At 70.4% G+C, this 20,466-nt stretch carries 18 protein-coding genes; 2 read left to right on the top strand and 16 right to left on the bottom strand.

The annotated features are described in order from the left end of the window. Positions 1–58: 58 nt before the first annotated feature. From nuoN to AC069X_RS20640, 14 genes are read right to left on the bottom strand one after another with little or no spacing between them, the layout of a single operon-like run. Positions 59–1,705 carry an NADH-quinone oxidoreductase subunit NuoN gene (nuoN, locus tag AC069X_RS20705; protein ID WP_478730061.1) on the bottom strand — a complete coding sequence of 549 codons (1,647 nt, stop codon included), beginning with the start codon at positions 1,703–1,705 and terminating at the stop codon, positions 59–61. Further along, positions 1,702–3,312 (bottom strand): NADH-quinone oxidoreductase subunit M, encoded by a 1,611-nt coding sequence (locus AC069X_RS20700; RefSeq protein WP_478730060.1) that lies wholly within the window; start codon positions 3,310–3,312, stop codon positions 1,702–1,704. The genes nuoN and AC069X_RS20700 overlap by 4 nt, the downstream gene beginning before the upstream one ends. A 1-nt stretch (position 3,313) precedes the next feature. After that, positions 3,314–5,209 (bottom strand): NADH-quinone oxidoreductase subunit L, encoded by a 1,896-nt coding sequence (gene nuoL / locus AC069X_RS20695; RefSeq protein WP_478730059.1) that lies wholly within the window; start codon positions 5,207–5,209, stop codon positions 3,314–3,316. Between the two features lie 12 nt (positions 5,210–5,221). Further along, complete coding sequence (gene nuoK, locus AC069X_RS20690; RefSeq protein ID WP_030864698.1) at positions 5,222–5,521, bottom strand: NADH-quinone oxidoreductase subunit NuoK; 300 nt, start codon at positions 5,519–5,521, stop codon at positions 5,222–5,224. Next, complete coding sequence (locus AC069X_RS20685) at positions 5,518–6,330, bottom strand: NADH-quinone oxidoreductase subunit J (protein WP_478730058.1); 813 nt, start codon at positions 6,328–6,330, stop codon at positions 5,518–5,520. The genes nuoK and AC069X_RS20685 overlap by 4 nt, the downstream gene beginning before the upstream one ends. Further along, positions 6,327–6,950, bottom strand: a complete 624-nt coding sequence (nuoI, locus tag AC069X_RS20680) for an NADH-quinone oxidoreductase subunit NuoI (RefSeq protein WP_478730057.1) — start codon at positions 6,948–6,950, stop codon at positions 6,327–6,329. The genes AC069X_RS20685 and nuoI overlap by 4 nt, the downstream gene beginning before the upstream one ends. After that, on the bottom strand, positions 6,943–8,340 hold the full coding sequence (nuoH, locus tag AC069X_RS20675; protein ID WP_478730056.1) for an NADH-quinone oxidoreductase subunit NuoH: 1,398 nt from the start codon (positions 8,338–8,340) through the stop codon (positions 6,943–6,945). The genes nuoI and nuoH overlap by 8 nt, the downstream gene beginning before the upstream one ends. Beyond that, the gene (locus AC069X_RS20670; protein WP_478730055.1) at positions 8,337–10,847 is read right to left on the bottom strand and encodes an NADH-quinone oxidoreductase subunit G; all 2,511 of its coding nucleotides are present in this window, start codon (positions 10,845–10,847) and stop codon (positions 8,337–8,339) included. The genes nuoH and AC069X_RS20670 overlap by 4 nt, the downstream gene beginning before the upstream one ends. Then, entirely contained in the window at positions 10,844–12,208 is a 1,365-nt protein-coding gene (nuoF, locus tag AC069X_RS20665; RefSeq protein WP_478730054.1) for an NADH-quinone oxidoreductase subunit NuoF, read from the bottom strand. Before nuoF ends, AC069X_RS20670 begins: the two co-directional genes overlap by 4 nt. Continuing rightward, positions 12,205–12,981, bottom strand: a complete 777-nt coding sequence (gene nuoE / locus AC069X_RS20660) for an NADH-quinone oxidoreductase subunit NuoE (RefSeq protein WP_478730053.1) — start codon at positions 12,979–12,981, stop codon at positions 12,205–12,207. Before nuoE ends, nuoF begins: the two co-directional genes overlap by 4 nt. Then, positions 12,978–14,318 (bottom strand): NADH-quinone oxidoreductase subunit D, encoded by a 1,341-nt coding sequence (locus AC069X_RS20655; RefSeq protein WP_478730052.1) that lies wholly within the window; start codon positions 14,316–14,318, stop codon positions 12,978–12,980. The genes nuoE and AC069X_RS20655 overlap by 4 nt, the downstream gene beginning before the upstream one ends. Continuing rightward, positions 14,318–15,040 carry an NADH-quinone oxidoreductase subunit C gene (locus AC069X_RS20650; RefSeq protein WP_478730051.1) on the bottom strand — a complete coding sequence of 241 codons (723 nt, stop codon included), beginning with the start codon at positions 15,038–15,040 and terminating at the stop codon, positions 14,318–14,320. Before AC069X_RS20650 ends, AC069X_RS20655 begins: the two co-directional genes overlap by 1 nt. After that, positions 15,037–15,591, bottom strand: a complete 555-nt coding sequence (locus AC069X_RS20645; RefSeq protein WP_007265818.1) for a NuoB/complex I 20 kDa subunit family protein — start codon at positions 15,589–15,591, stop codon at positions 15,037–15,039. Before AC069X_RS20645 ends, AC069X_RS20650 begins: the two co-directional genes overlap by 4 nt. A gap of 15 nt (positions 15,592–15,606) precedes the next feature. Beyond that, complete coding sequence (locus AC069X_RS20640; RefSeq protein ID WP_249767272.1) at positions 15,607–15,966, bottom strand: NADH-quinone oxidoreductase subunit A; 360 nt, start codon at positions 15,964–15,966, stop codon at positions 15,607–15,609. Between the two features lie 825 nt (positions 15,967–16,791). Here AC069X_RS20640 and AC069X_RS20635 point away from each other — a divergent pair. Both AC069X_RS20635 and AC069X_RS20630 read left to right on the top strand, forming a co-directional pair. Then, positions 16,792–17,649, top strand: coding sequence for a C40 family peptidase (locus tag AC069X_RS20635; protein WP_478730050.1), 858 nt, complete (start codon positions 16,792–16,794; stop codon positions 17,647–17,649). A gap of 135 nt (positions 17,650–17,784) precedes the next feature. Next, positions 17,785–18,090 (top strand): hypothetical protein, encoded by a 306-nt coding sequence (locus tag AC069X_RS20630; protein WP_478730049.1) that lies wholly within the window; start codon positions 17,785–17,787, stop codon positions 18,088–18,090. 59 nt (positions 18,091–18,149) lie between these two features. Here AC069X_RS20630 and AC069X_RS20625 read toward each other — a convergent pair whose 3' ends face one another. Continuing rightward, positions 18,150–19,433, bottom strand: coding sequence for a geranylgeranyl reductase family protein (locus tag AC069X_RS20625; protein WP_478730048.1), 1,284 nt, complete (start codon positions 19,431–19,433; stop codon positions 18,150–18,152). Positions 19,434–19,551: 118 nt separating this feature from the next. Then, on the bottom strand, positions 19,552–20,463 hold the full coding sequence (locus AC069X_RS20620; RefSeq protein ID WP_478730047.1) for a glutaminase: 912 nt from the start codon (positions 20,461–20,463) through the stop codon (positions 19,552–19,554). Positions 20,464–20,466: the final 3 nt, after the last annotated feature.

Genomic DNA, 20,466 nt, shown 5'->3' with positions numbered 1-20,466 from the left:
GCACGGCGAAGGGCCCGGCCCCCGAGGGGGCCGGGCCCTTGCGTCCGTACGGACCGGGTCAGCGCACGAACGTGCTCGCCTGTCCCGCCAGGTCCAGGAAGTACTGCGGGGCCAGGCCCAGGACCAGGGTGACGGCCACGCCCACCGCGATGGTGGTCATCGTCAGCGGCGAGGGGACGGCCACCGTCGGGCCGTCGGCCTTCGGCTCGCTGAAGAACATCAGCACGATGACCCGGATGTAGAAGAACGCCGCGATCGCCGACGAGACGACACCGACGACGACCAGCGCCCCGGCACCGCCCTCCGCCGCCGCCTGGAACACCGCGAACTTGCCGGTGAAGCCGGAGGTCAGCGGAATGCCGGCGAAGGCCAGCAGGAACACCGCGAACACGGCCGCCGTCAGCGGCGAACGCCGCCCCAGGCCCGCCCACTTCGACAGGTGGGTCGCCTCGCCGCCCGCGTCGCGCACCAGGGTGACCACCGCGAAGGCGCCGATCGTCACGAAGGAGTAGGCGCCCAGGTAGAAGAGGACGGACTTGACGCCCTGCTCGGACGTGGCGATCACACCGGCCAGGATGAACCCGGCGTGCGCGATCGAGGAGTACGCCAGCAGCCGCTTCACGTCGGTCTGGGTCACGGCGATCACCGCGCCCGCGAGCATCGTGACGATCGCGACGCCCCACATCACCGGCCGCCAGTCCCAGCGCAGGCCCGGCAGCACCACGTACAGCAGCCGCAGCAGCGCGCCGAACGCGGCCACCTTGGTCGCCGCCGCCATGAAGCCGGTGACGGGGGTCGGGGCGCCCTGGTAGACGTCGGGGGTCCACATGTGGAAGGGGACCGCTCCGACCTTGAACAGCAGGCCCGTCAGGATCAGCGCGCCGCCGATGAGCAGCAGCGCGTCGTTGCCCATGGTGGAGGCCAGCGCCGGGTCGACCCGGGCGACGGTGCCGTCCACCACGTCGGCGATCGCCGCGTAGGAGACGGAGCCCGCGTACCCGTAGAGCAGGGCGATGCCGAAGAGGAGGAAGGCCGAGGAGAACGCGCCGAGCAGGAAGTACTTGACCGCCGCCTCCTGCGACATCAGCCGCTGGCGGCGGGCGAGGGCGCAGAGCAGGTACAGCGGGAGGGAGAAGACCTCCAGCGCGACGAACAGGGTCAGCAGGTCGTTGGCGGCCGGGAAGATCAGCATGCCGGCGATCGCGAACAGGGCCAGCGGGAACACCTCGGTGGTGGTGAACCCGGCCTTGACGGCGGCCTTCTCGCTGTCGCTGCCCGGGACGGACGCGGCCTGGGCGGCGAAGGAGTCGACCCGGCTGCCGTGGGCCTTCGGGTCGAGGCGGCGCTCGGCGAAGGTGAACACCGCCACGACGGAGGCCAGCAGGATGGTGCCCTGGAGGAAGAGCGCCGGTCCGTCGACGGCGATGGCGCCCATGGCGGCGATGTGCGCCTTGGTGCTCCCGTACCCGCCGGCGGCGAGGCCGACGACCGCCGCGAAGGCCGAGGCCAGGGCGGCGACGGTGAGGAACACCTGGATGTAGTAGCGGGACCTGCGCGGGACGAAGGCCTCGACGAGGACTCCGAGGATGGCCGCGCCCACCACGATGAGCGTGGGCGCGAGCTGCGCGTATTCGATGTGCGGGGCCGGGATGCGGTCGGCCGGTCCTTCGGCCGCCAGCGTCAGCAGGCTCTGGGCAGCGATCACTTGGCCGCCTCCACGTTCTGGATGGACAGCTCGGGCTTCGGGTCCGTCAGCTTCACGTCCGACATGGTGTGCTCCACCGCCGGGTTGACGATGTCCGTCAGCACCTTCGGGTAGACGCCCAGGCCGATGAGCAACGCGATCAGCGGGGCGATCACGAGCAGTTCCCGTCCGCGCAGGTCCGGCATGGTGCGGACCTCCTCCTTGACGGGGCCGGTCATGGTGCGCTGGTAGAGCACCAGCGTGTACAGGGCGGCCAGCACGATGCCGACGGTGGCGATGACGCCCACGACCGGGTAGCGGGCGAAGGTGCCGACCAGGACCAGGAACTCGCTGACGAAGGGGGCGAGACCCGGCAGGGACAGGGTGGCGAGGCCGCCGATGAGGAAGGTCCCGGCGAGGACCGGGGCCACCTTCTGCACGCCGCCGTAGTCGGCGATGAGCCGCGAACCGCGCCGGGAGATCAGGAAGCCGGCGACCAGCATCAGCGCCGCCGTGGAGATCCCGTGGTTGACCATGTAGAGCGTGGCGCCCGACTGGCCCTGCGAGGTCATCGCGAAGATGCCGAGGATGATGAAGCCGAAGTGCGAGATCGAGGCGTAGGCGATCAGGCGCTTGATGTCCCGCTGGCCGACCGCGAGCAGCGCGCCGTAGACGATGCTGACCAGGGCCAGGACGAGGATGACGGGGGTGGCCCACTTGCTGGCCTCGGGGAAGAGTCCGAGGCAGAAGCGGAGCATCGCGAAGGTGCCGACCTTGTCGACGATCGCGGTGATGAGGACGGCGACCGGGGCGGTGGCCTCGCCCATGGCGTTGGGCAGCCAGGTGTGCAGCGGCCACAGCGGGGCCTTCACCGCGAAGGCGAAGAAGAAGCCGAGGAACAGCAGCCGCTCGGTGTTGGTCGCCATGTCGAGGGTGCCCGCGGCGCGGGCTTCGGCGATCTCCTGGAGGGAGAAGTTCCCCGCGACCACGTACAGCCCGATGACGGCGGCGAGCATGATCAGGCCGCCGGCCAGGTTGTAGAGGAGGAACTTGACGGCCGCGTAGGAGCGCTGGGCGGCGGCGTTCTCGTCGGTTCCCGAGTGGGCGCGGTCGCCGAAGCCGCCGATGAGGAAGTACATCGGGATGAGCATGGCTTCGAAGAAGATGTAGAAGAGGAAGACGTCGGTGGCCTCGAAGGAGATCACCACCATCGCCTCGACCAGCAGGATCAGGGCGAAGAAGCCCTGGGTGGGCCGCCAGCGGGAGGGCTGCCACGTGGCAGAGCCGCTCGCAGGCTCGGCCGGCGGGTCGGCGTCGTTCCAGCCGGCGATGATCACGAAGGGGATCAGCAGCGCGGTGAGCCCGATGAGCGCCACGCCGATGCCGTCGACGCCCAGTTCGTAGCGGACGCCGAAGTCGGCGATCCAGGCGTGGGACTCGGTGAGCTGGTAGCGGTCGCCGCCGGGCTCGAAGCGGACGGCGACCAGTACGGCCAGGGCCAGGGTCGCCAGGGAGAAGAGCAGTGCGAGCCACTTGGCGACGGTCCTGCGGGCGGCCGGGACGGCCGCCGTCAGGATCGCGCCGGCCGCGGGGACCGCGGCCGTCAGCGTCAGAAGCGGGAAACTCATTTCACACCGCCCTCATCAGCAGGGTCGCGGCGATGAGGATCGCCGTGCCCCCGAACATCGAGACCGCGTAGCTGCGGGCGTAGCCGTTCTGCAGCTTGCGCAGCCGGCCCGAGAGTCCGCCGACGGAGGCGGCCGTGCCGTTGACCACGCCGTCGACGACGCTGTGGTCGAGGTACACGAGGGAGCGGGTCAGGTGCTCTCCGCCGCGTACGAGGACGACGTGGTTGAAGTCGTCCTGGAGGAGGTCGCGCCGGGCCGCCCGGGTGAGGAACGAGCCGCGGGGGGCGACGACCGGGACGGGCTTGCGGCCGTACATCGACCAGGCGATGGCGACGCCGGCGACGAGGACCACCATGGTGGAGGCGGTCACCGTCATGGCGCTGACCGGCGGGTGGCCGTGTTCGTAGCCGGTGACGGGCTCCAGCCACGTGAGGAAGCGCTCGCCGATCTCGAAGAAGCCGCCGGCGAAGACCGACCCGAACGCCAGGATGATCATCGGGATGGTCATGGACTTCGGGGACTCGTGCGGGTGCGGTTCGTGTCCCGCGGCGTCGGGCTGCCAGCGCTTCTCGCCGAAGAAGGTGAGGAGCATGACCCGGGTCATGTAGAAGGCGGTGATGCCGGCGCCCAGCAGGGCGACCCCGCCGAGGATCCAGCCCTGGGTGCCGCCCTTGGCGAAGGCGGCCTCGATGATCATGTCCTTGGAGAAGAAGCCGGACAGGCCGGGGAAGCCGATGATCGCGAGGTAGCCGAGGCCGAAGGTGACGAAGGTGACCGGCATGTAGGTGCGCAGGGCGCCGTACTTGCGCATGTCGACCTCGTCGTTCATGCCGTGCATGACCGATCCCGCGCCGAGGAAGAGGCCGGCCTTGAAGAAGCCGTGCGTCACCAGATGCATGATCGCGAACACGTACCCGATCGGGCCGAGGCCCGCGGCCAGGATCATGTAGCCGATCTGCGACATCGTCGACCCGGCGAGGGCCTTCTTGATGTCGTCCTTCGCGCAACCGACGATCGCACCGAAGAGCAGCGTGACCGCACCCACGATGGTGACCACCAGCTGGGCGTCGGGCGCCCCGTTGAAGATGGCCCCGGAACGGACGATCAGGTACACGCCGGCCGTCACCATCGTCGCCGCGTGGATCAGGGCCGAGACCGGGGTCGGGCCCTCCATCGCGTCGCCGAGCCAGGACTGGAGCGGCACCTGCGCGGACTTGCCGCAGGCGGCCAGCAGCAGCATCAGGCCGATCGCCGTCAGCGTGCCCTCCGAGGTCTCCCCCACGGCACCGAGCACCGGGCCGAAGGCGAAGGTCCCGAAGGTCGTGAACATCAGCATGATGGCGATCGACAGGCCGATGTCGCCGACCCGGTTGACCAGGAACGCCTTCTTCGCGGCGGTGGCCGCGCTGGGCTTGTGCTGCCAGAAGCCGATCAGGAGGTACGAGGCGAGGCCGACGCCCTCCCAGCCGAAGTACAGCAGCAGGTAGTTGTCGGCGAGGACGAGGAGCAGCATCGCCGCGACGAAGAGGTTGAGGTAGCCGAAGAAGCGGCGGCGGCGCTCGTCGTGCTCCATGTACCCGATCGAGTACACGTGGATGAGCGTGCCCACCCCGGAGATCAGCAGGACGAAGGTCATCGACAGCTGGTCCAGCTGGAAGGCCATGTCGGCCTGGAAGCCCTCGACGGGGATCCAGGTGAACAGCCGCTGGTGCAGGGCCCGGTCCTCGGCCCCGCGCCCCAGCATGCCGGCGAAGAGGACGACGCCGATGCCGAAGGAGACGGCCGCGAGCAGGGTGCCGATCCAGTGGCCGGCCTTGTCGAGGCGCCGGCCGCCGCACAGCAGCACCACCGCTCCGAGCAGGGGCGCCGCCACCAGCAGCGCAATCAGATTCTCCACTGTGAACGCCCCTTACAGCTTCATCAGGCTGGCGTCGTCGACCGAGGCCGAGTGGCGGGTACGGAACAGCGACACGATGATCGCGAGGCCCACCACGACCTCCGCGGCGGCGACGACCATCGTGAAGAACGCGATGATCTGGCCGTCGAGGTTGCCGTGCATCCGGGAGAAGGCCACGAAGGCGAGGTTGCAGGCGTTGAGCATCAGCTCGACGCACATGAACAGCACGATCGCGTTCTTCCGGATGAGTACGCCGGCCGCGCCGATGGTGAACAGCAGGGCGGCCAGGTACAGGTAGTTGACCGGATTCACTTCGAGGCCTCCTCTCGGCCCAGGCGCTCCGCGGAGCGCTGCTCCAGCGCCTTGAGGTCTTCCATGGCCTGGCCGGAGACGTCGCGGATCTGGCCGCGGGCGCGCAGCGTCTTGTTGACGGTCAGCTCGGACGGGGTGCCGTCCGGCAGCAGGCCGGCGATGTCGACGGCGTTGTGCCGGGCGTAGACGCCGGGGGCCGGAAGCGGCGGGACCTGAACGCCCTCGCGTACGCGCTTCTCGGCGAGCTCGCGCTGCGTGGCGGCCCGCTCGGTGCGCTCGCGGTGGGTGAGCACCATCGCGCCGACGGCTGCCGTGATCAGCAGGGCGCCGGTGATCTCGAAGGCGAAGACGTAACGGGTGAAGATCAGTTCGGCGAGGCCCTCGACGTGCCCGGCGGAGTTGACCCGGCCGAGACCGTTGAACCGGGTGAGGCCCGCGTTGCCGATGCCGGCGATCAGCAGGATGCCGAAGCCGAGCCCGCACAGGGCGGCCAGCCAGCGCTGCCCCTTGAGGGTCTCCTTCAGGGAGTCCGCCGCCGTGACGCCGACGAGCATGACCACGAAGAGGAAGAGCATCATGATGGCGCCGGTGTAGACGATGACCTGGACCACGCCCAGGAAGTACGCACCGTTGGCCAGGTAGAAGACCGCCAGGATGATCATCGTCCCGGCGAGGCACAGGGCGCTGTGCACGGCCTTCTTCATCAGGATCGTGCACAGCGCGCCGATCACGGCGACGGTGCCGAGCAGCCAGAACTGCACGGCCTCGCCGGTGGAGGTCGCGCCGGCGGCCGCGGCGATGGCGCTCATGCCCCGACCTCCTCGGTCTTGCCGGCCCCGGCCTCGGCGTCCGTCCCGGCCGTCTCGCCCTTGGACACCGCCACCTGCCGGACCGTGCCCGGGGCGGCGCCCGTCACCAGCCCGCGGTAGTAGTCCTGCTCGTCGGTGCCCGGGAAGACCGAGTGCGGGGCCTCGACCATGCCCTCGGTCAGCCCGGCGAGGAGCTGCTCCTTGGTGTAGATCAGGGACTCGCGGCTGGCGTCGGCCAGTTCGAACTCGTTCGTCATGGTCAGCGCACGCGTCGGGCACGCCTCGATGCACAGCCCGCACAGGATGCAGCGGGCGTAGTTGATCTGGTACACCCGCCCGTACCGCTCGCCCGGGGAGTAGCGCTCCTCCTCGGTGTTGTCCGCGCCCTCCACGTAGATCGCGTCGGCGGGACAGGCCCAGGCGCACAGCTCGCACCCGATGCACTTCTCCAGGCCGTCGGGGTGGCGGTTGAGCTGGTGCCGGCCGTGGAAGCGCGGGGCGGTGGTCTTCTGCTGCTCCGGGTACTGCTCGGTGAGCCGCTTCTTGAACATGGCCTTGAAGGTCACGCCGAAGCCGGCCACCGGGTTCTGCCACTTCTCGCTCTGGTCCGCGTCAGACATGGTCAGCACCCTCCTCTCGGTCACTGTCAGTATTCGCCCCGCCACTGACAATCAGCTCCCCCGCGCCGCGGGGACGTCGGCGCGGTACGGGTGCCAGGTGCTGGCCCGGCTTGGGCGGTACGGGGAACCCGCCCGCCATCGGGTCGAAGGGCGCGGCCGCCGCGGCCTTCCCGGCCTCGGCGGCGGCCGCCTTGTCCCGCCTGTCCCGGAAGTGGTCCGCGACGGAGGAGATCAGCAGGACCGCGATGACCGCGCCCCCGACGTACAGGACGATCTCGCTGAAGTCGTAGCGCTCGTTGCGCAGCGCCCGGACGGTGGCGACCAGCATCAGCCAGACCACGGAGACCGGGATCAGTACCTTCCAGCCGAGCTTCATCAGCTGGTCGTAGCGCACGCGCGGGAGCGTGCCGCGCAGCCAGATGAAGAAGAACAGGAGCAGCTGGACCTTGAGGACGAACCAGAGCATCGGCCACCAGCCGTGGTTCGCGCCCTCCCAGTACGTGGAGATCGGCGCCGGGGCCCGCCAGCCGCCCAGGAAGAGGGTGACCGAGACCGCCGAGACGGTGACCATGTTGACGTACTCGGCCAGCATGAACAGCGCGAACTTGATGGAGGAGTACTCGGTGTTGAAGCCGCCGACGAGGTCGCCCTCGGACTCCGGCATGTCGAAGGGGGCGCGGTTCGTCTCGCCGACCATCGTGACGACGTAGATGATGAACGACACCGGCAGCAGCACGATGTACCAGCGGTCCGCCTGCGCCTCCACGATCGCCGAGGTCGACATCGACCCGGAGTAGAGGAACACCGAGGCGAAGGCGGCGCCCATCGCGATCTCGTACGAGATCATCTGCGCGCAGGAGCGCAGGCCGCCGAGCAGCGGGTACGTGGAGCCGGACGACCAGCCGGCGAGGACGATGCCGTAGATGCCGACCGAGGCGACCGCGAGGACGTACAGCATCGCGATCGGCAGGTCGGTCAGCTGCATCGTGGTGCGCTGGCCGAAGATCGACACCTCGTTGCCGGGGGGACCGAAGGGGATCACCGCGATGGCCATGAACGCCGGGATCGCCGCGATGACCGGCGCCAGGATGTAGACCACCTTGTCGGCGCGCTTGACGACGACGTCTTCCTTCAGCATCAGCTTCACGCCGTCGGCGAGCGACTGGAGCATGCCCCAGGGACCGTGCCGGTTGGGGCCGATGCGCAGCTGCATCCAGGCGACGACCTTGCGCTCCCACACGATGGAGAAGAGCACCGTCACCATCAGGAAGGCGAAGCAGAACACCGCCTTGAGGAGGACGAGCCACCAGACGTCCCTGCCGAACAGGGTGAGGTCCTCGGCGGCCAGGACGTGCGGCTGCTGGGCCGCGAACTGGGCGAGGTGGGTCACGGTCGTACCTCCGCGTCGGCCGCAGGGCCGGCCCCGGCCGGGCCGATCCGTACGAGGGTTCCGGGGCGGGCGCCGGTGTCGGCGAGGACCCCGGAGCCCGTGGAGTTCAGCGGGAGCCACACGACCCGGTCGGGCATCTCGGTGATCCGCAGCGGGAGTTCCACCGATCCGGCCGGGCCGGTGACGGCGAGGACGTCGCCGTCCTTGACGCCGGTCTCGGCGGCGGTGGCCGCCGAGAGCCGGGCACTGGCCTCGTGCCGGGTTCCGGCGAGGGCGTCGTCGCCCTCCTGGAGCCGGCCCAGGTCCAGCAGCAGCCGGTGCCCGGCGAGTACCGCCTCGCCCGCGCCGGGTCGGGGCAGCGGCTCGGGGGCGGTGGACCGCTCGGGCGCCAGCTCCCCCTCCCAGGGGCCGAGCCGCTCCAGCTCCCGCCGCACGGCGTGGACGTCGGGCAGCGCGAGCGGCCGGTCGGCGGCGTCGGCGAGCATGTGCAGCACGCGGGCGTCGGCGGGGGCCAGGCGGCGGGTCATCTGGTCGGGCTTGAGGGCGGCCTCGAACGGCCGGATCCGGCCCTCCCAGTTGATGAACGTGCCCGCCTTCTCCACGACGGCGGCGACCGGCAGGACCACGTCCGCACGGTCGGTGACCTCGCCGGGCCGCAGCTCCAGCGAGACCACGAAGGCCTCCTCCAGGGCGGTGCGGGCCCGCTCCGGGTCGGGCAGGTCGCCGACCTCGACGCCCGCGACCAGCAGGGCGGACAGCTCCCCGGTCGCGGCGGCCTCGACGATCTGCCCGGTGTCACGGCCGTAGCGGTGCGGGAGTTCCGCCAGCCCCCAGGCCGCGGCGACCTCCTCGCGGGCCCGCGGGTCGGTGGCGGGGCGCCCGCCCGGCAGCAGGGACGGCAGCGCGCCCGCCTCGACCGCGGCCCGCTCCCCGGCCCGGCGCGGGATCCACACCAGCCGGGCCCCGATGGCGGTGGCGGTGCGTACGGCGGCGGTCAGCGCGCCGGGCACGCCGGCGAGGCGCTCCCCGACCACGATGACGGAGCCGGGCCGGCGCAGCGCCTCGGCGGCCTCGGAACCGCCCGCCTCCAGCCCGGTGCGGGTGGCGAGGGCGTCGAGCCATTCGGGCTCGGTGCCGGGCGCGGCGGCGAGCAGGGTGCCGCCGGCCTTGGTGAGGCCGCGCGTGGCGAAGGGGGCGAGGGCGAAGGTCCGCTGCTTGTGCTTGCGGTGGGCCTTGCGCAGCCGCAGGAAGACCCCGGGGGCCTCCTCCTCGGCCTCGATGCCGACGAGGAGCACGGCGGGGGCCGCCTCCAGGGAGGCGTACGTGACGCCCGTGCCGTCGAGGTCCTTGCCGGTGCCGGCCACGGCGGCGGCCAGGAAGTCGGTCTCCTCCGCGCTGTGCACGCGGGCCCGGAAGTCGATGTCGTTGGTGTCGAGCACGACGCGGGCGAACTTGGCGTACGCGTAGGCGTCCTCGACGGTGAGCCGGCCGCCCGTCAGGACCCCGGCCCGGCCGCGCGCGGCGGTGAGCCCCCTCGCGGCGGCCTCCAGCGCCTCGGGCCAGCTCGCCGGGGCGAGCACACCGTCCGCACCGCGCACCAGCGGGGTGGTCAGCCGGTCGGGGCGCTGCGCGTACCGGAACGCGAAGCGGCCCTTGTCGCAGATCCACTCCTCGTTGACCTCGGGGTCCTCGGCGGCGAGCCGGCGCAGCACCTTGCCGCGCCGGTGGTCGGTCCGGGTCGCGCAGCCGCCCGCGCAGTGCTCGCACACGCTCGGGGAGGAGACGAGGTCGAAGGGGCGGGAGCGGAACCGGTAGGCGGCCGAGGTGAGGGCGCCGACGGGGCAGATCTGGATGGTGTTGCCGGAGAAGTACGACTCGAACGGGTCGCCCTCGCCGGTGCCGACCTGCTGGAGCGCGCCGCGCTCGACCAGCTCGATCATCGGGTCGCCGGCGACCTGGTTGGAGAAGCGGGTGCAGCGCGCGCACAGCACGCACCGCTCGCGGTCCAGCAGTACCTGCGTGGAGATCGGGACGGGCTTCTCGTACGTCCGCTTGTGGCCCTCGAACCGGGATTCGGCGTTGCCGTGCGACATCGCCTGGTTCTGGAGCGGGCATTCGCCGCCCTTGTCGCAGACGGGGCAGTCCAGCGGGTGGTTGATGAGCAGCAGCTCCATCACCCCGCGCTGGGCCTTGTCCGCGACCTGCGACGTCAGCTGGGTCTTGACGACCATGCCGTCGGTGCAGGTGATGGTGCAGGAGGCCATGGGCTTGCGCTGCCCCTCGACCTCGACGATGCACTGGCGGCAGGCGCCGGCCGGGTCGAGGAGGGGGTGGTCGCAGAACCGGGGGATCTCGATGCCGAGCTGCTCGGCGGCCCGGATGACCAGGGTCCCCTTGGGGACGGACAGTTCGATGCCGTCGATGGTCAGGGAGACTGCGTCCGTGGCGTCCTGGGGCGGCTTGGCCGCCTCGCCGCCGCCCGCCGGGGCGTTCGTGACGACGGTCATGCGTTCACCTCGGGGTTCTTGATGGGACCGTCGGCCCAGAGGGTCGACTTCGCGGGGTCGAAGGGGCAGCCCTTGCCCGTGATGTGCTGCTCGTACTCCGCGCGGAAGTACTTCAGCGAGGAGAAGATCGGGCTGGCCGCGCCGTCGCCGAGCGCGCAGAACGACTTGCCGTTGATGTTGTCGGCGATGTCGTTCAGCTTGTCGAGGTCGGACAGGACGCCCTTGCCCGCCTCGATGTCGCGCAGCAGCTGGACCAGCCAGTACGTGCCCTCGCGGCAGGGGGTGCACTTGCCGCAGGACTCGTGGGCGTAGAACTCGGTCCAGCGGGTGACGGCGCGCACCACGCAGGTGGTCTCGTCGAAGCACTGGAGGGCCTTGGTGCCGAGCATGGAGCCGGCGGCGCCGACGCCCTCGTAGTCCAGCGGGACGTCGAGGTGCTCGTCCGTGAACATGGGGGTGGAGGAGCCGCCCGGGGTCCAGAACTTCAGCCGGTGCCCGGGGCGCATGCCGCCGCTCATGTCGAGGAGCTGGCGCAGGGTGATCCCGAGCGGGGCCTCGTACTGGCCGGGGCCGACGACGTGCCCGGACAGCGAGTACAGGGTGAAGCCGGGGGACTTCTCCGTCCCCATCGCCTTGAACCAGTCCTTGCCCTTGTTGAGGATCGCGGGAACCGAGGCGATGGACTCGACGTTGTTGACGACAGTGGGGCACGCGTAGAGCCCCTCGACGGCGGGGAAGGGGGGACGCAGCCGGGGCTGGCCGCGCCGGCCTTCGAGGGAGTCGAGCAGTGCCGTCTCCTCGCCGCAGATGTACGCGCCCGCGCCCGCGTGCACCGTGATGTCGAGGTTGCGGCCGGTGCCGTCGATGTCCTGGCCGAGGTATCCGGCGGCGTAGGCCTCCCGCACGGCCTCGTGCAGGCGCCGCAGCACGGGGACCGTCTCGCCGCGCAGGTAGATGAAGGCGTGTTCCGACCGGATCGCGTAGCAGGCGATGATCATTCCCTCGATGAGGGAGTGCGGGTTGGCGAACAGGAGGGGGATGTCCTTGCAGGTTCCCGGCTCCGACTCGTCCGCGTTCACGACGAGGTAGTGCGGCTTTCCGTCGCCCTGCGGGATGAACTGCCACTTCATCCCGGTGGGGAAGCCGGCGCCGCCGCGTCCGCGCAGACCGGAGTCCTTGACGTACGCGATCACCTCGTCCGGGGTCATCGCGAGGGCCTTGCGCAGGCCCTCGTAGCCCTCGTGGCGCCGGTAGGTCTCCAGCGTCCACGACTCGGGCTCGTCCCAGAAGGCCGACAGCACGGGCGAGAGCAGCTTCTCCGGACTGGTCCCGTTCTTGCTGAGTTCGGTGGACACGGTCATCCCTCCCCTCCTTCGGTACGCGCCTCACCGCGCGGGTGGACGATCGTGGTGTGGGGGGACTCGCCGCGCGCGATCCGCAGGCCGATCAGGGAGGCGGGGCCGGCGCCGCCGCTCGCCCCGACCGCGCCCTCGCGCTCATCGGGGAAGCCCGCCAGGATCCGGGCGGTCTCCTTGTACGTGCACAGCGGCGCGCCCCGGGTCGGCTCGACCGGGCGGCCCGCCCGCAGGTCGTCGACGAGCGCCTTGGCGGACTCGGGGGTCTGGTTGTCGAAGAACTCCCAGTTGACCATCACCACGGGCGCGTAGTCGCAGGCCGCGTTGCACTCGATGTGCTCCAGCGTCACCTTGCCGTCGGCGGTGGTCTCGTTGTTGCCGACGCCCAGGTGCTGCTTGAGCTCGTCGAAGATGGCGTCGCCGCCCATCACCGCGCACAGGGTGTTCGTGCAGACGCCGACCTGGTAGTCGCCGGAGGGCCCCCGCCGGTACATCGTGTAGAAGGTGGAGACGGCGGTGACCTCGGCCGTGGTCAGGCCCAGCGTCTCGGCGCAGAAGCGGATGCCGGTGCGCGAGACGTGGCCCTCCTCGGACTGCACGAGGTGCAGCAGCGGCAGCAGCGCGGAGCGGCTGTCGGGGTAGCGGGCGATGACCTCGGCGGCGTCGGCCGCCAGGCGCTCGCGCACCTCGGCCGGGTAGTCGGGGGCGGGCAGCTGGGGCATGCCCAGGCTGAGGGGGGTGGTCCGGGGGGTGTCCCCTCCGGAAGACACGGTGGTCATCGGTCGACGCCTCCCATCACGGGGTCGATGGAGGCGACGGCCACGATGACGTCGGCGACCTGGCCGCCCTCGCACATCGCGGCCATGGCCTGCAGGTTGGTGAAGGACGGGTCGCGGAAGTGGACCCGGTAGGGGCGGGTGCCGCCGTCGGAGACGACGTGCACGCCGAGTTCGCCCTTGGGGGACTCGACGGCGGCGTAGACCTGTCCGGCCGGTACCCGGAAGCCCTCGGTCACCAGCTTGAAGTGGTGGATGAGGGCCTCCATGGAGGTGCCCATGATGTTCTTGATGTGGTCGAGCGAGTTGCCGAGGCCGTCGGGGCCCAGGGCGAGCTGCGCCGGCCAGGCGATCTTCTTGTCGGCGACCATCACCGGGCCCGGTTCCAGGCGGTCCAGGCACTGCTCGACGATCCGCAGCGACTGGCGCATCTCCTCCAGGCGGATCAGGAAGCGCCCGTAGGAGTCGCAGCTCTCGGTGGTGGGCACGTCGAACTCGTAGTCCTCGTAGCCGCAGTACGGGTCTGCCTTGCGCAGGTCGTGCGGGAGGCCGGCCGAGCGCAGGATCGGGCCGGTCGCGCCGAGCGCCATGCAGCCGGCGAGGTCGAGGTAGCCGACGTCCTGCATGCGGGCCTTGAAGATGGGGTTGCCGGTGGCGAGCTTGTCGTACTCCGGCAGGTTCTTCTTCATCGTCTTCACGAACTCGCGCAGCTGGTCGACCGCGCCCGGGGGCAGGTCCTGGGCGAGGCCGCCGGGGCGGACGAAGGCGTGGTTCATGCGCAGGCCGGTGATCAGCTCGAAGACGTCGAGGATCAGCTCGCGGTCCCGGAACCCGTAGATCATGATCGTGGTCGCGCCCAGCTCCATGCCGCCGGTGGCGATGCACACCAGGTGCGAGGAGAGCCGGTTGAGCTCCATCAGCAGGACGCGGACGACGGTGGCGCGGTCCGGGATCTGGTCGGTGATGCCGAGCAGCTTCTCGACGCCGAGGCAGTACGCCGTCTCGTTGAAGAACGGCGTCAGGTAGTCCATGCGCGTCACGAAGGTGGTGCCCTGCGTCCAGTTCCGGAATTCGAGGTTCTTCTCGATGCCGGTGTGCAGGTAGCCGATGCCGCAGCGGGCCTCGGTGACCGTCTCGCCGTCGATCTCCAGGATCAGGCGGAGCACCCCGTGGGTGGAGGGGTGCTGCGGGCCCATGTTGACGACGATGCGCTCGTCGTCCGCGCGGGCGGCGCTCTGGACGATCTCGTCCCAGTCACCGCCGGTGACGGTGTAGACGGTGCCCTCGGTCGTCTCGCGGGAGGACGCGTGGTCTCCCGCGTGGTTCTGGGTGGGGGACATCAGCTGTACGACCTCCGCTGGTCGGGAGCCGGGATCTGGGCGCCCTTGTACTCGACGGGGATGCCGCCGAGCGGGTAGTCCTTGCGCTGGGGGAAGCCCTGCCAGTCGTCCGGCATCATGATCCGGGTGAGGGCCGGGTGGCCGTCGAAGACCAGTCCGAAGAAGTCGTACGCCTCGCGCTCGTGCCAGTCGTTGGTCGGGTAGACGGAGACGAGCGAGGGCAGGTGCGGGTCGCCGTCCGGGACGGAGACCTCCAGCCGCAGGATCCGGCCGTGGGTGAGCGAGCGCAGGTGGTAGACGGCGTGCAGCTCGCGGCCCTTGTCGCCGGGGAAGTGCACCGCCGAGACGCCGGTGCAGAGCTCGAAGCGCAGGGCCGGGTCGTCGCGCAGGGTGGAGGCGACGCGCGCGAGGTGCTCGCGGGCGATGTGGAGGGTCAGCTCACCCCGGTCGACGACGGTCTTCTCGATCGCGTTCTCCGGGAGCAGGTCCTGCTCCTCCAGGGCCCCCTCCAGCTCGTCGACGACCTCGTCGAAGTACGAACCGTAGGGGCGGGTGCTCGCGCCGGGCAGGGCCACGGTGCGGACGAGGCCGCCGTAGCCGCTGGTGTCTCCGCCTCCCGGGGTGCCGAACATGCCCTTGCGGACGCCGATCACCTCGGGTCCGGTGCCGCCCCGGGGAGCAGGGACGTTATTGCCGTTCTCGACGGCCGGGTCGTCGCTCACCGAAGGAGCCCCTTCATCTCGATGGTGGGGAGGGCCTTGAGGGCCGCCTCCTCCGCCTCGCGCGCCGCTTCTTCCCGGTTCACGCCGAGCTTGGAGCCCTGGATCTTCTGGTGGAGCTTGAGGATCGCGTCCATCAGCATCTCGGGGCGGGGCGGGCAGCCGGGCAGGTAGATGTCCACCGGGACGATGTGGTCGACGCCCTGGACGATCGCGTAGTTGTTGAACATTCCGCCCGAAGAGGCGCACACGCCCATGGAGATGACCCACTTGGGGGCGGGCATCTGGTCGTAGACCTGGCGCAGCACGGGCGCCATCTTCTGGCTGACCCGTCCCGCCACGATCATCAGGTCGGCCTGGCGCGGGGAGCCGCGGAAGACCTCCATGCCGAAGCGGGCCAGGTCGTAGCGGCCGGCGCCGGTGGTCATCATCTCGATGGCGCAGCAGGCGAGGCCGAAGGTGGCCGGGAAGACGGATGACTTGCGCACCCAGCCCGCGGCCTGTTCGACGGTGGTGAGCAGGAAGCCGCTCGGCAGCTTCTCTTCCAGTCCCATGGGAAATTCAGCCCCTCAGTCCCATTCCAGGCCGCCGCGGCGCCACACGTATGCGTAGGCGACGAAGACGGTGAGCACGAAGAGCAGCATCTCGACGAGCCCGAAGATCCCCAGGGCGTCGAAGGTGACGGCCCAGGGGTAGAGGAAGACGATCTCGATGTCGAAGACGATGAAGAGCATCGCCGTCAGGTAGTACTTGATGGGGAAGCGACCGCCGCCGGCCGGCATCGGGGTCGGCTCGATGCCGCACTCGTAGGCTTCGAGCTTCGCCCGGTTGTACCGTTTTGGGCCGATCAGCGTGGCCATGACCACGGAGAAGATCGCAAACCCTGCGCCGATGGCGCCGAGCACGAGGATGGGTGCGTACGCATTCACGCTCCTCGCTCCTTCCAGTCGTCCTTGACCGTTGGACCGCTGCGCCGGCGCCGAGTGCCCCGCCCCGCCGAAGGCCGCCCTTCGAACAGGAGCCGATCGCATGTGAGGCAGTTCACAAGCCGGACTGGTGCGCATCTTATGCCTGCCGGTCTGTGATCTGCGACACGGGTAACAACACCGAGTTTGTGATCTCCACCACCTGACGAACGATCATGAAGGCCGATGAGTGGTGATCTTCGTACTCAAGGCATCCACATGATCACCAAAGGTGACATCCGGGCCCGTAGGCGCAGGTGAAAGGGGTGTCGCCCTATCAAACGATGCGCAGTGCAGGCAAATTGGCGACGGGGCCGCCCAAGTGATAAGGGAAGCCGCGTCCCCCGCCCGGGGGACATGCCGCGTACGGGAGTGGACACGGTGGCCGGAAGTCGCCGCCGCCGCGATCCGGGGAGAGATCCTGTGCATCCGTTCACGAACCGCGCGGCGGGTTCACGGCCGGATCACGAAGCGGCCACGGGGACCTCACGGCGGCCTCACGACGGCCCCGCGGCGGCATCACGGCCGCAGGTGACTGTGACCTGCATCACACCGAACAGGGGTCGCCAAAAGGGGGCTTGGCCAACTGTGCGGGTCGATGGTAGGCCGTGGATCAATTCGGACTTATTACTGAAACCCCATGATCACAGGCTTGCGAAAGCATGTCCGTTACGTCCGTTACGGCGTCAATAAGGGTCGCGGCGCGCCCGGTTAACGGGCTCCGCGCGCAACTGTGGCGCAGACCACGTTTCTTGAAGGGAACCCGGCACCCCTGATAGCGGTTGTCCCATGTCCCACACCGCTCACATACCCAGCCACCGGAAGCCCCGCCGCAGCGCCTCGAAGCTCGCGGTCCGCGCCGGAGTTGCCGGTGGCGTCCTCAGCACCCTGGCCATGGCCGGAACCGCGAGCGCGTCCCCGTCCGAGCCCGTGGCCGAGACGACGCTCGAAATGCCGGTCCTCAACCTGGACCTCGGCACCGAGGTCTCCAACGCCGTCAGCACGGCCGCGGAGAACACCCGCGTCGCCGCTGTCGAAGCCGCCGTCACCGGCGAGCTGAACGCCCAGGAGGAGAGCGCCCGCACGGGTGCCGCCGCCGAGGCGAAGCAGGCGAAGGAAGACGCCACCAAGGCCGCCGAGCTCAAGGCGAAGCAGGAGGCCGACCGCAAGGCCGAGGCCGAGCGTGCGGGCCGCAGCGCCGACCGCACCGACCTCACCACCGCCTCCGCGTCCGGCGGTTCCTCCGCCGTCACCGGTTCGGGCAGCGGCTCCACCGCCTCGAAGCCGGCCACCGGCTCGGCCGCGGCCATCGTCAGCTTCGCCCGCGCCCAGATCGGCAAGCCGTACGTGCTGGGCTCCACCGGCCCCACCGCGTACGACTGCTCGGGCCTCGTCCAGGCCGCCTACCGCCAGGCCGGCATCAAGCTGGACCGGGTCTCCCAGGACCAGTCCATGGCCGGCCGCTCGGTCTCGCTGAGCAACCTGCAGCCCGGCGACATCCTGTACTGGGGTGCCAAGGGCAGCGCGTGGCACGTCGCCATCTACTCGGGCAACGGCAAGTTCATCGGTGCGCAGAACCCCAGCACCGGCATCGTCGAGCGCAACCTGAGCTACGACATGCCGACCGGCGCCGTCCGCGTCCTCTGACGCACGGTCGCACGATCGCCCGCAAGGTCCGGTACTCCCCCGCTCGGGGGCGGAGTACCGGACCTTCGGCATGCTGAGAAGATGGCGGGTGCGCGTCGCCCGGCCGTTCGAGCAGACCCTGGAGGTGGTGGTCCCGTGAGCAGACCGTCCCGCGAGGACCACAGCACTCCGGGCCCCGAGGACCGTGACGCCGCCGACGCCGCCGCCGTCCCCGCCGCCCTCGGCCTGGGTCTCCTCTCGGTCGGCGGCTGGCTGCTGACCACCACCCGCCCCTGGAACAAACCGGGCAATTCCCTGACGCTGGGCCTCGGGTGGACCGTCTCCGGCGCGCTGCTGCTGTCCGGCCTCGTCCTCCTCGCCCGCTGCATTCGCGCCGTCCACACCGCCCCCGGAACCGCCGAAGGGGCCGGAACGCCCCTGCGCGGCCCCGGGAACGACTGAGCCGCCCCCGGACACCGGGAGCGGCTCACAGACGCCGCGGGGCGCCCTCACGGGCCCGCTCAGGCCTTCGGGGCCACCTTCGAGAGGCCGTTGATGATGCGGTCCATCGCGTCACCGCCCGTCGGGTCGGTCAGGTTCGCCAGCATCTTCAGCGTGAAGCGCATCAGCACCGGGTGCGTCAGGCCGCGCTGCGCGGCGATCTTCATGACCTTCGGGTTGCCGATCAGCTTCACGAAGGCGCGGCCCAGCGAGTAGTAGCCGCCGTAGGTCTCCTTCAGCACCTTCGGGTAGTTGTGCAGCGCCAGCTCCCGCTGGGCCGGGGTGGCCCGCGCGTGCGCCTGCACGATGACGTCGGCCGCGATCTGGCCGGACTCCATCGCGTAGGCGATGCCCTCGCCGTTGAACGGGTTGACGAGCCCGCCCGCGTCACCGACCAGCAGCAGGCCCTTGGTGTAGTGCGGCTGCCGGTTGAAGGCCATCGGCAGCGCCGCCCCGCGGATCGGCTGCGTCATGTTCTCCGGGGTGTAGCCCCAGTCCTCCGGCATGGACGCGCACCAGGCCTTCAGGACCTCGCGCCAGTCCAGCTCCTTGAAGGCGGAGGAGGAGTTCAGGATGCCGAGTCCGACGTTGGACGTGCCGTCGCCCATGCCGAAGATCCAGCCGTAGCCCGGCAGCAGCCGGTCCTGCGGACCTCGCCGGTCCCACAGCTCCAGCCAGGACTCCAGGTAGTCGTCGTCGTGCCGGGGCGAGGTGAAGTACGTACGGACGGCCACGCCCATCGGGCGGTCCTCGCGCCGGTGCAGGCCCATCGCGAGCGACAGCCGGGACGAGTTGCCGTCGGCCGCGACGACGAGCGGGGCGTGGAAGGTGACCGGGGTCTTCTCCTCGCCGAGCTTCGCCTGCACGCCGGTGATGTGCCCGGTGCGCGGATCGCGGATCGGCTCGCCCACGTTGCAGCGCTCGTACAGCCGGGCACCGGCCTTCTGCGCCTGGCGGGCCAGGGTCTCGTCGAAGTCGTCGCGCTTGCGGACGAGTCCGTAGTCCGGGTAGGAGGCCAGTTCCGGCCAGTCCAGCTGGAGCCGCTGCCCGCCGCCGATGATGCGCAGGCCCTTGTTGCGGAGCCAGCCGGCCTCTTCGGAGATGTCGATGCCCATGGCCACGAGCTGCTTCGTGGCACGCGGGGTCAGACCGTCGCCGCAGACCTTCTCGCGCGGGAACGCCGTCTTCTCCAGGAGCAGGACGTCCAGCCCGGCCTTGGCGAGGTAGTAGGCGGTCGTGGAACCGGCGGGCCCGGCCCCGACGACGATCACGTCCGCGGAGTGTTCGGTGAGGGCTTCGGTCACTGCGGGTTCTCCTGAAGGCTCGGTGGAAAGTGCCCGGCGGCACAGGACATGACGCAGTCTATGCAGCCGGGGCGCTCCCGCCGGGTGCGGGTGGAAGCCCTGCCCCGGCCCGGGCCCGTCAGAAAACGCTCAGGCCCGTCAGGGTCGTGAAGCGGTCCAGCGCCGCGACCCCCGCGACCGAGTTGCCCCGGGCGTCGAGGCCCGGGCTCCACACCGCGAGGGTGCACCGGCCCGGGACGACCGCCACGATGCCGCCGCCCACGCCGCTCTTCCCCGGCAGGCCCACGCGGTACGCGAACTCCCCCGCCGCGTCGTACGTCCCGCAGGTCAGCATCACCGCGTTCACCTGCTTCGCCTCGCTGCGGGTGAGGAGCCTGGAGCCGTCCGCGCGCAGCCCGTGGCGGGCCAGGAAACGCCCGGCCAGGGCCATGTCCGCGCAGCTCATCTCGATGGAGCACTGCCAGAAGTAGTGCTCCAGCAGCGCCGGCACCGGGTTGTCGATGTTGCCGTACGAGGCCATGAAGTGGGCCACCGCCGCGTTGCGGTCGCCGTGTTCCTGCTCCGACGCCGCGACCTCCGGGTCGAAGCCGAGCTCCGGGTTGCCGCTCTCCTGCCGCAGGAAGTCCAGGAGTTCGCTGCTCGCGTCGCCCGTGAGGGTCTGCAGCCGGTCCGTGACGACGAGCGCGCCCGCGTTGATGAAAGGATTCCGCGGAATGCCGTTCTCGTACTCCAGCTGCACCAGGGAGTTGAACGGGTTGCCCGACGGCTCCCGGCCCACCCGCTCCCACAGGCTGTCCCCGCCCTCCGCGAGGGCCAGCGCCAGGGCGAAGGCCTTCGTGACGGACTGGGCGGAGAAGGGGACGCGCCAGTCGCCGACCCCGAAGACGTTGCCGTCGAGGTCGGCGAGCGCCATGCCGAACTGCCGCGGGTCGACCTTCGCCAGCGCCGGGATGTACTCGGCGGGCGTGCCGCTCCCCACCAGCGGGGAGACGTCGGCCGCGATCCGCTCCAGCAGCCCCTGGTAGTCCATGGA

The organism is Streptomyces sp. NPDC043896 (assembly GCF_056435605.1).
The sequence above is the reverse complement of the archived record's forward strand: the minus strand, read 5'-3'. Positions and strand labels throughout refer to the sequence as shown.

What these genes read in the sequence shown, in the direction of transcription:
- nuoF (WP_478730054.1), bottom strand. Translation starts at nt 12,208, where the DNA reads ATGACCGTGTCCACCGAACTCAGCAAGAACGGGACCAGTCCGGAGAAG.
- AC069X_RS20645 (WP_007265818.1), bottom strand. Translation starts at nt 15,591, where the DNA reads ATGGGACTGGAAGAGAAGCTGCCGAGCGGCTTCCTGCTCACCACCGTC.
- AC069X_RS20670 (WP_478730055.1), bottom strand. Translation starts at nt 10,847, where the DNA reads ATGACCGTCGTCACGAACGCCCCGGCGGGCGGCGGCGAGGCGGCCAAG.
- AC069X_RS20655 (WP_478730052.1), bottom strand. Translation starts at nt 14,318, where the DNA reads ATGTCCCCCACCCAGAACCACGCGGGAGACCACGCGTCCTCCCGCGAG.
- nuoE (WP_478730053.1), bottom strand. Translation starts at nt 12,981, where the DNA reads ATGACCACCGTGTCTTCCGGAGGGGACACCCCCCGGACCACCCCCCTC.
- AC069X_RS20620 (WP_478730047.1), bottom strand. Translation starts at nt 20,463, where the DNA reads ATGGACTACCAGGGGCTGCTGGAGCGGATCGCGGCCGACGTCTCCCCG.
- nuoI (WP_478730057.1), bottom strand. Translation starts at nt 6,950, where the DNA reads ATGTCTGACGCGGACCAGAGCGAGAAGTGGCAGAACCCGGTGGCCGGC.
- AC069X_RS20685 (WP_478730058.1), bottom strand. Translation starts at nt 6,330, where the DNA reads ATGAGCGCCATCGCCGCGGCCGCCGGCGCGACCTCCACCGGCGAGGCC.
- AC069X_RS20700 (WP_478730060.1), bottom strand. Translation starts at nt 3,312, where the DNA reads ATGAGTTTCCCGCTTCTGACGCTGACGGCCGCGGTCCCCGCGGCCGGC.
- AC069X_RS20635 (WP_478730050.1), top strand. Translation starts at nt 16,792, where the DNA reads ATGTCCCACACCGCTCACATACCCAGCCACCGGAAGCCCCGCCGCAGC.